The following is a 14,945-nucleotide window of genomic DNA, read 5'->3' on the forward strand; positions in this document are numbered from 1 at the left end:
TGAATGACATTCGTCAACTATTCACTCATTCGCTCTTTCACTCATCAACAAATGAAAAGTCAAACGTCCGTTCCTACCACCAAAGTTGCCCGTGCCAGTCAGTTTATGAAAGCAGGTGTGAAGGTAGGTGGAAATTATATCAAGCATTACAGCAAAAAACTGATTGACCCCAGTTTATCGAAGGATGAACTACACAAAGACAATGCCGCTGATATTTACGATGCCTTGAGCGAACTGAAAGGATCGGCCCTCAAAATGGCGCAGATGCTGAGTATGGACCGGGGACTGCTGCCCGTTGCCTACTCCGATAAATTTACGATGGCCCAGTACTCGGCCCCTCCGCTGTCGGGGCCGCTGGTTGTCAAAACGTTCCGGACTCATTTTGGTAAATCACCCTCGGAGTTGTTCGATAAGTTCGATATCGAAGCGGTTAACGCGGCTAGTATCGGGCAGGTGCACCTGGCCTGGAAAGACGGAAAAAAACTAGCCGTAAAAGTGCAGTATCCCGGCGTGGCCGACGCCGTTAGTTCGGATTTGAGGATCGCCAAGCCGCTGGCCGTTCGGTTGCTAAACCTGAACGAGCGCGATATTGACCGGTATATGGGGGAGGTAGAATCCAAACTGCTGGAGGAAACCGACTACGAACTGGAGTTGAAGCGTTCGATTGAAATTTCGGAAGCCTGCGCCCACATTGCGGATCTGGTATTCCCGAAATACTACCCGGCACTTTCCTCGAAGCGTATCCTGACGATGGACTGGCTCGACGGTATGCACCTGAAAGAGTTCCTGAAAACAAACCCATCGCAAGCCGTCCGCGACCAGATTGGGCAGGCGTTGTGGGATTTTTATGATTTTCAGATCCACACGCTTCGGCAGGTTCACGCCGATCCGCACCCCGGTAATTTTCTGATGCGGGCCGATGGAACGATGGGCGTTATCGACTTCGGTTGCGTGAAGGTGATTCCTGATTTTTACTACGACAATTACTTCCGGCTCGTTAACCCCGATACGCTGGAAGACCCGGCGCTGACGGAAGAAATTTTCAATAACCTGGAGTTTTTGACCGATGACGATTCGCCGAAGGAGCGCGTCTTTTTCTCGAATCTGTTCAAAGAGATGACCCTTATGCTCTCCGAGCCATTTGCCGTGGAGGCATTCGACTTCGGCGACGATTCGTACTTCGCTAAAGTGTACGCTTTTGCCGAAGGCCTGGCTGGTGTGCAGGAGTTGAAAAACTCGAAAGTAGCCCGTGGTTCGCAGGATGGACTATATGTGAACCGGACCTATTACGGCCTCTACGCCATGTTGAATGAACTGAAAGCAAAAGTAGTTACGACCAAGCCCGAGTGGCTGCGCTCCAAAAAGGTGCTCGTATAAACATACGGCCAGCCAGAAATAAGATACATTGCCCTGAAACTGCCCGGTAACCTGCTCCAACAGGTTACCGGGCAGTGCTGTTTTCAGGCACCGTAGTAGTAACTCCAGCTCTATACATTACCCCGCTACCCTGTCGGCACATCCCCCTTATTGGCAGAGTTAATCAGCGAATGAGTGGGGATGCGCCTATCAGGTAAAAGTTGACCGGTAAATAAACGATTGATAATCAGAGTTATTAATTGCCCTACTTTCAAATCGCGGGAAATTTATTGGTACGATTGCCTGAGGCATCGTGGAGATTTGTCGTATCCATTCCAGACAGAAATGTACGGCTGACAGTCAGCAAAAGGGGCGGTATGACCCGTCTGCAGACGAGTGAAGTATATACGATCATGGTACTCCACGGATGCGGCTGGAGTCGAACGGTTTGTCAGGAATGGTGTGCTTACCATCAATCTATTTTTAACCTCTACTTTTTATCAATCATGAAAAATCAACATGAACACCAAATGGCGTTTCCGAGGGCACAAGGAATGTCAGCTAAGGCTCGTGCCTGGAATCTGTAAAATACTAACTATCCTCAAAACCAATAAACGAATGCCAACTACCAGGAAAACCCCAAAACCAACCGGTGGCGACGAGCCGGTAACCAATCAACTGGAAGAAGCAGCTGCCGTCACTACGAAGAAAACGCAGCCCCCTTCCGAAGGCGTCGATCCAAAAACGCAGCCTGCCACCAGCAGTGGTATTGAATCTGTTGACGGGTTCACGTTGCAGGAAGTAACCCAGGAGTCGATGGCCGAATCATTTATGGCTACGGCGGCAGACTTCACGGTACTACGCGATATTGGCGAAGCCTCGTTTGGCCCCCCGCCGGATGAAACAGTAGAAACGGTACATGGTCCCGATAACCGGATACAGATAACAAGTACCAGCATTTATCCCTGGCGGGCGATTGCCTCATTGCTGATTACAGCCGCCGATAACTCCATGTGGATTGGAACGGGCTGGTTTATTGGCCCCCATACACTCATGACCGCCGGCCACGTTGTGTTTATTAAAAATAGTGGCGTACCTGGTCGGGACGGCTGGGTAAAGAAAATTCAGGTTATGCCGGGCCGAAATGGTGGCACCCTGCCTTACGGGTCGGTTACCAGTTCCAATTTTCGCTCGGTTACGGGCTGGACGGGCAGCGGGGATGAAAACTTCGATTATGGGGCCATTATTCTGCCAACCAAACTGGGTAGTACCACGGGCTGGTTTGGCTTTGGCGTATATTCCGATGCAGACCTGACCAGTGCCGTAGGAAACATATCCGGTTATCCGGGCGACAAGCCTTCGGGAACCCAGTGGTACGATGCCCGAAAAATTGCCTCCGTAAACAGCCGGAAAGTATTTTATGACATTGATACGGCGGGTGGGCAAAGTGGCAGTGCCGTTTATCGTATTGTTGGAGGGAATCGGATGGCCGTTGCTATTCATGCCTACGGTGGAGCAACGACCAACTCGGGTACACGTATCAGTCTGGATGTATACAACAACATGGTTGCCTGGAAGGCTTAGCCATATCAAAAAAAAATACCTCATACTCACAGGCTGTTGCTTACTGACAGCCTGTGGGTTTGGTATCTGGGCATTGCTAACGATGAATACAAACCCTGGGGTCATTGCGGGTAAGGTGCGTACGGCAGATGGTCAGCCCGTGGCCATGGCGCGGGTGTACTTCACGTCAGGCCCCGTAGCCTTACCCGATATTACTATGCTGACGGATGCAACGGGCAGTTTCTCCCTGTCAGCTCCGGTAGCCGGTACGTACCAGATCGGTTGTACCGCCGATGGATTTGCCCCGGCTATGGCTTCTGTAGAGGTAAAAAATGGGCAGAAGGCGCAGGTCGAACTCGTTCTGAAGCCGTAAACATCGGCTCCGTTTCGACAGGTACCGGCTGTTACTACGCACATTTGAAAACTTCCTAACCAAACGGCTATGTCTCCTCTTGCCCCGAACATAAATGACGATACCGACCCGGCAACGGGGCCGGGCGATGATCGGTTACTGCATTACAGACAACTCCTGTTGGCCCGCGAAAACCAGACCCGGAGTACGGAATCTGCTGGTGGCGGTGATCCTGAACCTGACCTGACCGATCCCGCTATCCGGGACCGGCTCGATCAGACTACGGCCGACTGGAATCAGATCATCAAACAACACCTGGGCGATAAACCCAAACTCCACCGCATCGTCAAACAGATTGTTACCAACGCCGATGAGGCTCTGCGCGTGGTTCGGGATAACGATGTCGAGCGTATCCGGAAGAAACCGCAGATTCTGGAGCACCTGGAATCCATTGTCCGTACCGACGGATCGAGACCGTCGTTTATGATCCGGCAGGGTAGGGTGGACAAATCGACCAGCCCCCTGGGCGACTGGGAAGCATCTCTGGATGCCAGTGTCGATCTGCTCACTAATGCCATTGCCTGCGTGGGCCGTATAAACCTGCCCTCACTGGCTGGAGGCTTTGCGGGCACCGGCTTTCTGATTCACCCCAACCTGATTCTGACCAATCGACACGTTCTCCAGCTTATTGCCCGTCAGCAGACTCCTGCCAGCTGGGTATTTGACCCCAAAGCAGGTATTGATTTTGGGCAGGAGTTTCGGGGCCTTACATCGGTCAACCCCCGTAAATTCAAAGGGGTGGTTTTTACTGGGCGAGACCCCATTGCCGGGCTCATCGACCACACTCATCTGGACCTTGCCCTGATTGAACTGGAGCCGGTCCCCGTCGAACAAACGCCCCGGCAGGTACTGGCCGTTGACATGGCTCCCGATTGGCCCGATAGTTTTCCTACTGTATACACCATCGGCTATCCGGCCAATGATCCGAGTGTGCCGCCTACGCTCCTGGAGAAGCTTTTTTTGAGTACGTTTGGCTGTAAGCGGCTGGCACCGGGTCTGGTTATGAACCCGCCGTCTGCTCCGGTTCCTGAGCCCTTCAGGACGGGGCACGACGCTACCACGCTGGGCGGTAACTCTGGCTCGGTGGTATTGGTGGCGGGTCGGGAGCATCTGGCTGCCGGCTTGCATTATGCCGGGAAAAGCCGGGAACCCCGCGTCAATTCGGCCCACGTTCTGGGCCGGGTGCTGGATCAAACGGATGGGCAAACAGCCAAGACACTTCGGGAACACCTGACCGGCTTCGGGGTGAAACTCGTTGACCGGTTTGCCAATCTCGCCTGAGTAAGGAACTGGACCGAACGGGCGGACCTGAATGAAGAATGAAAAGTGAAAAATAATTGACAATCAACTGTTTATTGTTCTTTACCCTTCATTTTTAATTCTTCACACTCAGTTTGAGTAATTCCAAAAACGTTTCGATTTATGGCAACCATCGAGCAGATTCTGGCCGCTTTGCGCACCGCCCGCCCAACCTTCACTATGTTGTTTGGGCAGGCACAGGTTGGCTTACCGGAAGCCAGTCGGCGGGCCTTTGAGGCTATCGCCCCCGTTGCCGACGATACCGAAGCGTTCAAAATAGCCCTTCAGTATGCGCAGACCCAGAATTTCCTGCAATCCCTCACCGAACTGATTATCAACGAACGCCAGGAAGATGGCAGCCTGACCCGGTTAATGGCCGGGGCCGCCGGTCAGGCCAATGCCAGTAGTGCCAGCCTGCAGGCGATGGTCAATGATGTACAGGGCTTTACGCAGCCCGATACCATGTTTCGGGGTATTTTTGATGGCATACGCTGGACGGGTAAAATTACCGTGACCCTGCCAGCGGGGGGGCAGGCCAGCGGAACGTGCATCCTGATAGGGCCGCATCTGGTCCTGACCGCCTGGCATGTGGTACACCCGCTGTTTCAGAACAACAACGGTACCTGGCAGCCCGACCCCGCCGTGAATGGTAGTGGCCGTATACAGATCATATTCGACGATTACCTGGTCCATATCCGCCAGAATGGGGGGCTGGGCGCATCGGCTGGGGCCGTCAAGATTGCCGCACACCCCACAAACTGGTGCGTGGGGTTTAGTCCGTGCCACCCCGACGAGTTAGCCGATACCCTGCCTGCCGACCCTACGCAGTTGACTGATTTCTGGGATTATGCCATTATCCGGCTGAATGCCACCCCGGGTATGGAACGGCGGTGGGCCTCGCTGGATGCCCGGGCCGTTGTACCCCCGCCCAGCGATACCTGCGTGCTGTTTCAGTACCCGGCCGCACAAACGCTCAAACTGGGTCAGGGAACTATTGGTGGATTCAATCCACCCAATCCTGCCGTTGCCAGGTTGCGTTTTCTGCACCAGATAAATGCCCTGGGTGGTTCATCGGGGGGGCCTTGTTTCGACCGTAGCTTTATGTTGTTCGGCCTGCATCAGGGTGTCTGGAGCAATGGAGCCGGAACGCCGGTCATGAATCGGGGAATACCGTTGGTGCAAATCATCAACCACATCAAGAGTCAGTACCCGCAGGGGTTGCCGGAACCCGATCCATCTGAAAGCCCGCGCTGGGAACTGGCAACGGATACGAAACGGGAGCCGATTTTAGGGCTCGATGCGTTTCAGGCTGTATGCTGGCGACTGGCCATGGTTGGCGGACCCAAACTGCTGGTCATCAGCGGGCCAAAAGGCAGCGGAAAAACTTTTTGCACGCGGGTGCTCTGGCAGATGCTGTCGAACGGAAGCCACCTCAAAATCAGTTTGAACGCCGGGCCGGGCGGTATCGGGCAGAAAGATGCCCGTCAGCTTGTGGCCGATATCTGCGCCAATGCCGGTGCCGTTGCGCCGGTGCTATCCGAACTGAACGAAATCAATTCAACGCCGATCGTATGGCTCAAAACGGAGGTTATACCGGCGCTGATGGCGTCCCTGGAAACGGCACGTCAGGGTAGTCTGGTCTGGATCGTGCTGGCAGAACTTAATAATGGCTCGATCAGTGGTCCACAGGCATCCGAGTTTTTGTTTCTGTTGTACGAACAGACCCTGAAAGTGGACTGGCTGCGGATCGTTCTGGATGGGATTCGAGCCGATATTCCCGAATCCCTCAGTGACGTTACCGAGCGGTTTCGCACCCAGGAAATTAATAAAATGGACATTGAACTGTACCTCAGGCGCTTTTTTGCCACGCTGAACGGTGATATCGATACGCTGAGTTTACGCGTTCAGCGCAATACGCTGATGCGGGTGTATGAGGACTCCCTAAACCGGGAGCCGGATGATACGCCGGGGGCTACCCAGGTCAAAAATCGCATAACCGCACTGAAAGACCTGGCAGCGGAGGTTATTTTTGTCAGCAAGGAATTTAGACAGGCCGCCGACGCATGAAAGACTTAAATGCCTTTGCTCAGCAGTTAGCCGCCCGAATGGAACAGCGACTGACTACCCCTCCCGAAGAGCAGTACATCAGCCCTTTTATGGGCAGTCGTGCACCCGACTTTTCGGAGGGTGATGCCCCATCGCTCGATGCCCTGATCCAGCAGGCCGAAGAGCGGGCCGCCGTATCGGGTCGGTTTGATCCTGCCGATGTCGTTACGTTTGTGGAGGATACCGCGTTGCGTCAGCAGATACTGAGTCGGCTGGCCCCCACCTGTACCATCGAAACCATCGACGGAAAGGTGCAGTGGCTGCTGACCCAGCTTTGCCGCAAAGAAACACTGAAAGGCATGGCTGGTTCGGGTCGCCTGGCCAGCGTACTGAATCAGTCGTTACCCGTTACCGATACGTTTGGCATGATGCTCCGGGCGGTGCTGCGAGAGGGGGAACGTGTGTCGCTGCTAGATCGCTCCACTGATGAGCTACAGGCCATCAGTGCGGCTTCGGATGCCCTGAACGACACAGGCTTGCCCCAGCCAGATTCGGCTCAGATTTGGAAACTGCTCCTGAAAGATACCCTCCTGGCCGATTATGAAGTCCTGCTGAACGATCAGTTTGTGGGTCGCCAGGAAGAACTGAATCAACTAACTCTTTTTGTACAACAGGGCAGTAATCCGGCAGGCTACGGCGGCTGGAGCAGTCTGGTACTGACGGGGGTTGGGGGCGTGGGCAAATCGACCCTCCTGGCCAAATTTGCCGAAGAGGCCGTTGCCCTCCGTATCGCTACCCTGGTCCTGCTCGACTTCGACCGGCCCGGTATCGACCCCAACGACCGGTACTGGCTCGAAATGGAAATGACCCGGCAGGTAGGGCTACAGTTCCCCGACCTGGCCGAGTCGCTGCGGAAATTGCGGGCCAACTGGCGGGAGCAACGTCAGGCCGATAGTCCATCCAACGCCTACGCTCAATCATCGGCGACGAAGTCCTTTACCGAATCGGTCGAAGTAGCCCGGGGGCAGCAGTCCGTCGTGTCCGATATGAGGCAGTTGGTTCAGGAGGGAAGCGATGCCGATGAACGGGACGTTTCGCTAGTGGCAGAAGCAGCAACTGTTACCCCCCAGCGACCTTATTTGCTGGTGCTGGATACCTTCGAGGAAGTGATGCAGCAGGATTTGGCGGGGAGTATGCTGGAATGGCTGGTCACCATCGGGGATGCCCTCCGACCCGTTCCGCTCCTGGTTATTTTTTCGGGCCGGTTATTCGGCGATGACCAGGACGAACTGAAGAACTGGGGCGTCAGTCAGTTTATTGAACTCACAGAACTGGACCGTCGGCAGGCGGAACAGATGCTGCTCAACCTCGGCGTAGCGAAACCGATGGCCAAACGACTGGTCAATTCCGGGCTGTTCCCGCGTCGGCCCCTCGAACTACGGTTGCTGGCTAAAGTAGTAACCCGCGAACCCGCTTCGTCCATTGACGAACTGGAAGCCGAAATCAGCCAGGGTGGGCCAGCCGCTAAAGAACTGTTTACCGGTATCGTCTACAAACGATTACTCCAGCGAATCGACGATAAGGACGAGATTATCCGCGAACTGGCTTACCCGGGGCTAGTGCTTCGTTACGTTACGCCCGCGCTGCTTGAACAGGTATTGGTGCCGGCGCTGGACCTGGATCTGAAACACCTTAGTCCGGCCGATGTGTTGAATAAACTGGCTTCCTACGGATGGCTGGCATCGCGCCGGGCCAGTGAAGACCCGCAGGAGGTGTGGCACCGGCGCGATTTACGTCAGTCTATCCTTCAGTTGATACAGGCTCAGGAACCCGACAAAGCCCGGCGTATCAGTGAAGCCGCCATTGCGTTCTTTTCGGGTAAAGGCGAAAAGGAATGGGCCGAAAGTGTCTACCATCGGCTGCTTCTGATGCAAACACATCAGGATGGTGATTCCGTTGAACTGGCTGATCTGAAACAGGCCAGCCCGTATATCAAAGGAGACGTAACCGATTTGCCCAGACCCGCCCAGGTGCTGTTCCGGTTCGCTACCGAAGGCCGGGTGCAGTCGGCGGATGTGGATTGCCTGCCGAACCGGTATTTAGGGGGTGCTTATCGAAAAACGGGCCGTCGGCTGGTCAACAGCCGGGAATTCACCAAAGCCCGTCAACTCCTGAAACGCGGTCAGGAAGCGGGTATCGCCTATGAGCAGCCGGATACGAAACCCGACCGCTGGGAAATTGACGCCCTGCTGGCTACGGCATCCTGGACGGAGATGCCCGGTGCTCTGGCCAAAATCGAATCCGGCCCGGCCAATGCATCGCTGGTTGGTCTGGCCACCTGGCTTTATCCGGCTATACTGATTCTGCCAGACCTCCGGTTGCCGAATGAAACGACCCATCGGCTTGCCGAGGCTGCGAAATCCGAAAAAACGATTGCCAATGCGCTGACCGGCCCGGATGGTACGCTGCTGATTACGTACCTATCGCTGGGACTGGTTCTTCAGTATGCCCGTACGCCGTTGGATGCCGATAGCCGGGAGCGGGTGGGCCGTATTGTCGCGCAGGCGTGGCCCCAGCCGGTTATCCATAAATCGGCACGCCTTACCCGCAAACTCATTTTAATGAGCTTCCTGAGCGACCAGCCGGCCGAGTGGTTTAGTATGGCTCCGTCTACTCTCCGGCTCAACGCCGACTGGATAAATCAGCTGGCCCGCGTACCGACGACAGGGGCCAGCGGGGATACGGCTCCGGCACTGGTTCAGGAAACGGGCAATGCCCTGTTTACGGGGTTGAACGGAAAACAGCGCACCGTTCGGCGGTTGCTCCGTACCATGGATGCGCTCTACAAAGAACGGAATCAGTGGCATCAGGTACACTATCGGTTTGTCGATTTTCAGAACGCCGACGACTGTTTAGCCCTGTTTCGGGGACCTGATTCCGAATTCCGCGACCCCTGCCGGTTTGCCCTCCTGGAAGCCTATCCAGACGCAGATTCGCGCCGACAGTTGGGTTCTCTGTTCCAATCCGTCGTGGGGCTGGACCTGATCGACCTTACCCCCGACGTATTTGCCGAATCGCTGGCACCAGACCCCGAACATGGGCTGGAAAGCTACATCGAGTTGGTAGACCGTACCTGGCAACTGGGCGAACTGCTTCGGCGGGCCGTTGGCGAACGACCCCAGGCTCCTAAACTAAAGCAGGTACTAAATGCGTATGAGCGGTGGGATACGTCGTTTCGGGCCGTTGTTCACGCATTCTACGAATCGAAAAAATCATAAACTTCACCAGGACCAAGCAAAAAACAATGAAAACGTATCGGGGTATTGTACGGGTCCGTGAGCAGGAGGTTGTGCTGGATGCGGGCGGAGTGGAGGTTATCCTGGATGGGAACCGTGACCAGTTCGCTCCGCTGAACGGACTGCAAACCGTGATAAAGGGTGAGCAGCAGGGCAACGTTATTCGTCAGGCAACCCTGGCCGCGCAACCCGAATCGGGTCAGGAGCAGGACCCCTTTGAGCCAGTCATTGCGGTTATCAACGCGCAGATGGCCAGGCTCATGGCCATTCCGGGCGTGTTTGGGGTCAGGCCAGGTATAAGTGCAGGCCCGCAAACACCGGTAAAGCCCGTTGTCGTGGTGGTTATGGATTCTGACCCGCTACGTCGGCCAGATGCGGTTCCGTTGCAACTTCACGGCATACCCGTTGACGTACGAACCGCTACGCCGTTAGAACGGATCAATGGGTTACTGCCCCTCTCCGAGTGGGAAGGCACAAAGTCCGAAGCAACAGAAGCCGCCCCTCATATCGGCTATGTGCCACCTGATCTATCGGAGGTTGAACTCGTTGAAATGAAGGTCCGTAACATTACCTGTCATGTGGGACCCGACGCGGGCTGGACAACCCTAAAGCCGTTTCTGGAAGGGACCACCCAAAGCCTGACGGTGGCCATGTATGAGTTTTACGCGCCCCACATTATCGATACGGTCACGAAACTGGGTGAGCAGACTTCCGACAAACTGGCTATGATTTTGCAGGTGAGCACCAATGACGCACAGATGCAGACCACGCTCAGTCATAGTTGGGGAAACCGGCTGGACTTTGCCAAAGCGTCCGTCTCCGGCCCTAACCGGGTGTTTAATAATTCGTACCATACCAAAGTAGCCGTACGAGATTCAAAAGCCTTCTGGCTGTCGAGTGGCAACTGGAGCCCCAACAGTCAGCCATTTATTCGTCCGGGTAGGGAGCAATTTCTCTATCGGGAGGGCAACCGGGAATGGCATGTAATCATCGACGATGAACCCCTGGCGCAGATGTACGAAAAGTTTATCCGGTACGATATGCGCATGGCCCGCCGGGCGGGAGAAACCGAAGCTGCTCCGGTAATGCCCGATCTGCTGATTCCCGAATCGCTGTTCGAAGCAGAGGCCGAAGCAACCGTTGTTCAACCGCATCCGTTTTTACCTAAAACCTTCTCCACCACGGGCCCGGCGGTTCGGGTAAAGCCGCTCATGAGTCCGGACAATTACGCAACGGAGATACTGAAACTCATTCAACAGGCAAAGCATTCGCTGTATCTCCAGTTTTCGTACATCCGGCAGCCTTCCACGCAGGTTTTCGACGCCATTATTTCTGCCATTGCTCAGAAAATGACCGATGGACTAGATGTGCGGATTCTGGTTGGCAGCTCGCAACAATCCGACCACTCCGAGTTACTGATCGGTCGCCGGGGCTGGAAACGGGAACAGTTCAGGATGCAACGCAGCCAACTCCATAACAAAGGCGTTTTAATAGACGGTAACATTGCCGTGGTAGGCAGCAACAACTGGTCGTCGGATGGTACCCAGTTCAATCGGGACACCAGTCTTGTCTTTTTCTCACGGCCCATTGCGCAGTATTACACGGAAGTGTTTCTGTTCGACTGGAATAACCTGTCGAGGCCCATCAACAGCGGAGGAGGAGTGACGCCCCAGATTGCGCCGGAAAGCGGCCCAACACCCCTCGGCATGATACGCATTCCGTGGCAGGCCTGGTTCGATGAATAAGTTTGGTAGACTACTGTTTTCTCCCTGTGGGGCTTCCGTCAACTAAAGCCGAATGGGCAAAATATACGCTATTGCCTGATTGTGTAGTGTCGGCAGGAACTACGGGTGGCTTCTTCGTCGCTCCGCCGAACGCCAAACCGCTTGTTGGCCCTGGTTTAGAGGTAGATCAGTTGTCACTATGAGGGTCATTGTGCTTTTGGCTTCAGCACAGTAGAGTGAAGCAATCTGATTTTCCAGTCTTTACCCTGCCTGACCAGAAAAGCACTTTCCAGCCATTTTATGGTCGTTGTTTTCCCATCGATTGTGATGTCGGCGGCATTATTATAAGCGACCCAGGCCGTGCTTCCGGTTACTTCCGTTTCCATGAAATCCAGGTGATTTATCTGGCTAAAGCTACGTCCTTTTGGCCTGGTTAATTTGTTGATAAGTGTGTCCATGTTCCAGACGGCACCGTTTTCCAGGAGCAGGAAGTTATCCGTTGCATACTGCTTCATCAGTTCTGTGTCCACAGTAGCGATGCCGTCAAAAAGCTTTGTTACAGCCTGGTTAACTTTCGTTTTCTCGCTTCTGCCTTGCGATTGCGCCCTGAGGCAGGTGGATACCATTATAAGAATTACCACTGCCAAAAATGACTTTTTCATCGTGCGTTAGTTAGTGAAGAGCATGTTTGTTGTAATGTATAGCCAACGAGCGGCCATTTCTATCATTTCCGCTTTAATCCATATTAGTTGGTCGATAAAGATCGCTCACTCAGTCCATGGTCTTTAGTTCAGCCTTACGTTGCGAGAAAGGATACTCACGTGTTCAATACGGCAGTTTACTCCTGGATATATAAACTTCTATCGCTGATTGTGCTCCACCTGGCAATACGTAACGTGCCTATCTACGCTCAGTTGGAAATGCTGTAAGTTGCTGATGGCCAGATACCCGGTAGGGTAAAGTGCCGTCATGATAGAATGATTTTAGTATGGTTTAAACCAGAAAGCCACCCTATCAGCATGGGGTGGCTTTCTGATGGAATCATGAATCAGGCTTCCATACGGCATACCGTTAGTTGTAGGCATCCGGTAGTTTACGCGCTTTAGTTGCCTGCTCGTAGGCGTAGCCTATTTTCAGGAGTTTGTCTTCTTCGAACGGCCGGGCAATAAACGTAAGGCCAATTGGTTCGCCGTTGGTTTTGTAGCCCATCGGAACGGTAAGGCACGGATAGTTGGCGGCTGCGGCTAGGCCTGCACTTCGGTTGTTGATGGACAGGATTACATCGAGCTGGTTTGCCTGCATCGGTTTTTCAAAATAAAGTGCGCCATTTTTGCGGATAGTAGACCGGAGCTGCGCCATTTCTTCCGGACTGGTCGTTGTTTTAGTCACACCGGCAATCCGCCCCTGACCGTAGGGCATACGCCGGGTTGAGTCCTGCTGATTATAGGCCAGAATATCGGACACCGAGCGGTAGGGGAGTGCCGCCGAGCCGTAGTTTTTAATGTAGTTCGGCAGGTCTATGTTCATGTCGGCGTTCAGCAGTGTACTGAATCCTTCGTTCGCGGCCTGCTCCATGTCAATATCGACGACCGTGCCGCCCAGTGACCGGATTTTTTCTACGTTCAGCGCATAGGTAGTGTCTTTCAGCAAGGGTTTGTACGCCCCAAACCTAATACCTTTCAGGCTGCCCGTTTTTACATCCTGCCAGTAGGTTTTATTTTTTGGGTTGCCTTTGGTAGCCGGGTCGGTGGGGTCTTCGCCCGCCATGGCCGACAGCAGAATGGCCGCATCCGTCACCGTGCGGGTCATGGGGCCGGGCGTATCGAATGTACTCGAAATGGGCACGATACCACCCCGGCTCAACAGGCCCGTTGTGGGTTTGAGCCCTACCAGTGAGTTGGCGCTCGCCGGCGACAGGATAGAGCCCGACGTTTCGGTGCCAACGGCTCCGGCGGCATAATTGGCGGCTACGGACGAGCCACTCCCCGAACTTGACCCACCCGTGTCGAACTGCCCGCGTCCATACGGATTCAGCGTCTGGCCACCCATGGCACTGTATCCATTGGGGCAGTCCAGACACATGAAATTGGCCCACTCGCTCAGGTTTGCCTTAGCCAGAATGATGGCTCCCTTCGCCTGAAGCTGATCGACAATGAAGGCATCTTTGGTATTGCTGTTGTTGCTGAATGCCTGCGCCCCGGCGGTGGTGGGCAGCCCATTCAGGTTGATATTATCTTTCAGGATAATGGGCATGCCATAGATGGGATGAGTAGCCGTCGATTTATTCTTGTCCCGCTGTCGGGCTTCGGCTACGGCATTGGGGTTGATGGCGATAATGTTATTCAGGGTGGTGGCACGGTTGTTTTCGAAGGTGGCAATCCGGTACAGATACCACTGCGTCAGCTTCTCGTACGTCAGTGTACCAGACTGAATATTGGCCTGTAGCGTGGGGATATCCTGTTCCAGAATGAGGGGTTTGAGCGCCTGATAATCCGTGGCCCGGAAATTTGTTAGCTGCCCTGCTATTTGTTTCCAAAGTTCATTTTTATCGAGATTCCTGGACTGAATCAGCTTGTAGCGCATTCGGGGAGATTCATGTTTGGCGTTTTTAGCCAGTTCGTCCGATTCGTCGTAGGGTGTCCAGGCGGGAATGGTCGTTTTCTGGGCTACTTTACACGACGCCAGCGAAATCAGCAGTAATACAATAGTATTTTTCATTGGGTAAGCGGTATTGGTTTGTAAATTATTGATGAAGTTGTTCCGGAAAAAAACGGACGAGACTAATCGGTCGAAGACCACCTACTTTGTCTACCCCGTGCGGCATAGTCATCATGACCAGTACGCACAATAGCAGCCCCGTGGTAAACCTTGTTTTGCGTATCGTACATGCTGGACTCGTAGCCACTGTATTTCGAGGCCTACCTGCTATAGATTGTTCCATGCCCTACAGGCAAAGTAACGAAAAGATATATGATGGAGCGTACTGTACAAGCCGCAGGCGTGTATTTTCATGCACTACGTTTTCGGGCTTGGCGAAGGTGGCGATTTTTAACACAAATGTTGATGCGGAGAACCAAACTTTGATTAAACACAAATGTGTCTGCGGAGCACTGAACAGGTGCATTTCAAAACTACCTGCCTTAAGTTGACTTAGTCGTTGTCAACTAAATTTAGGCGGTCTCTGACCAATTGCCAGCGGCCACTCTTAGCCGCTACCCGTAAGTTGAGCATCGCTTGCGCCCCATCATC

The 14,945-nt window shown here is 53.9% G+C and carries 9 protein-coding genes; 7 read left to right on the forward strand and 2 right to left on the reverse strand.

The features are described from left to right. Window positions 1-51: 51 nt before the first annotated feature. The 7 genes from B157_RS0115485 to B157_RS0115515 all read left to right on the forward strand — a co-directional run bounded on the left by B157_RS0115485 (window position 52) and on the right by B157_RS0115515 (window position 11,717). Window positions 52-1,377 carry an ABC1 kinase family protein gene (locus B157_RS0115485; RefSeq protein ID WP_020604213.1) on the forward strand — a complete coding sequence of 442 codons (1,326 nt, stop codon included), beginning with the start codon at window positions 52-54 and terminating at the stop codon, window positions 1,375-1,377. 597 nt (window positions 1,378-1,974) lie between these two features. After that, a complete protein-coding gene (locus B157_RS0115490; protein WP_020604214.1) occupies window positions 1,975-2,940 on the forward strand; it encodes a trypsin-like serine peptidase in 966 nt (321 codons plus the stop codon). An 82-nt stretch (window positions 2,941-3,022) separates the two neighbouring features. Then, a complete protein-coding gene (locus tag B157_RS39020; protein ID WP_020604215.1) occupies window positions 3,023-3,292 on the forward strand; it encodes a carboxypeptidase-like regulatory domain-containing protein in 270 nt (89 codons plus the stop codon). Between the two features lie 69 nt (window positions 3,293-3,361). Next, window positions 3,362-4,612 (forward strand): trypsin-like serine peptidase, encoded by a 1,251-nt coding sequence (locus B157_RS0115500; RefSeq protein WP_020604216.1) that lies wholly within the window; start codon window positions 3,362-3,364, stop codon window positions 4,610-4,612. 141 nt (window positions 4,613-4,753) lie between these two features. Beyond that, a complete protein-coding gene (locus tag B157_RS0115505; protein ID WP_020604217.1) occupies window positions 4,754-6,697 on the forward strand; it encodes a trypsin-like serine peptidase in 1,944 nt (647 codons plus the stop codon). Beyond that, window positions 6,694-9,954 (forward strand): ATP-binding protein, encoded by a 3,261-nt coding sequence (locus B157_RS0115510; protein ID WP_020604218.1) that lies wholly within the window; start codon window positions 6,694-6,696, stop codon window positions 9,952-9,954. Before B157_RS0115505 ends, B157_RS0115510 begins: the two co-directional genes overlap by 4 nt. A 26-nt stretch (window positions 9,955-9,980) precedes the next feature. After that, on the forward strand, window positions 9,981-11,717 hold the full coding sequence (locus tag B157_RS0115515) for a phospholipase D-like domain-containing protein (protein ID WP_020604219.1): 1,737 nt from the start codon (window positions 9,981-9,983) through the stop codon (window positions 11,715-11,717). Between the two features lie 185 nt (window positions 11,718-11,902). Here B157_RS0115515 and B157_RS0115520 read toward each other — a convergent pair whose 3' ends face one another. Beyond that, entirely contained in the window at window positions 11,903-12,358 is a 456-nt protein-coding gene (locus B157_RS0115520; protein WP_020604220.1) for a DUF4440 domain-containing protein, read from the reverse strand. Window positions 12,359-12,767: 409 nt separating this feature from the next. Then, complete coding sequence (locus tag B157_RS0115525; RefSeq protein WP_020604221.1) at window positions 12,768-14,414, reverse strand: amidase family protein; 1,647 nt, start codon at window positions 14,412-14,414, stop codon at window positions 12,768-12,770. Between the last annotated feature and the right edge of the window lie 531 nt (window positions 14,415-14,945).

Origin of the sequence: Spirosoma spitsbergense DSM 19989, assembly GCF_000374085.1 — a bacterium.
GTDB classification, from domain to species: domain Bacteria; phylum Bacteroidota; class Bacteroidia; order Cytophagales; family Spirosomataceae; genus Spirosoma; species Spirosoma spitsbergense.

Bases quoted from the DNA above. Each gene is read 5' to 3' on its own strand.
- B157_RS0115515 (WP_020604219.1), top strand. From the start codon at position 9,981: ATGAAAACGTATCGGGGTATTGTACGGGTCCGTGAGCAGGAGGTTGTG.
- B157_RS0115485 (WP_020604213.1), top strand. From the start codon at position 52: ATGAAAAGTCAAACGTCCGTTCCTACCACCAAAGTTGCCCGTGCCAGT.
- B157_RS39020 (WP_020604215.1), top strand. From the start codon at position 3,023: ATGAATACAAACCCTGGGGTCATTGCGGGTAAGGTGCGTACGGCAGAT.
- B157_RS0115505 (WP_020604217.1), top strand. From the start codon at position 4,754: ATGGCAACCATCGAGCAGATTCTGGCCGCTTTGCGCACCGCCCGCCCA.
- B157_RS0115490 (WP_020604214.1), top strand. From the start codon at position 1,975: ATGCCAACTACCAGGAAAACCCCAAAACCAACCGGTGGCGACGAGCCG.
- B157_RS0115520 (WP_020604220.1), bottom strand. From the start codon at position 12,358: ATGAAAAAGTCATTTTTGGCAGTGGTAATTCTTATAATGGTATCCACC.
- B157_RS0115525 (WP_020604221.1), bottom strand. From the start codon at position 14,414: ATGAAAAATACTATTGTATTACTGCTGATTTCGCTGGCGTCGTGTAAA.
- B157_RS0115500 (WP_020604216.1), top strand. From the start codon at position 3,362: ATGTCTCCTCTTGCCCCGAACATAAATGACGATACCGACCCGGCAACG.
- B157_RS0115510 (WP_020604218.1), top strand. From the start codon at position 6,694: ATGAAAGACTTAAATGCCTTTGCTCAGCAGTTAGCCGCCCGAATGGAA.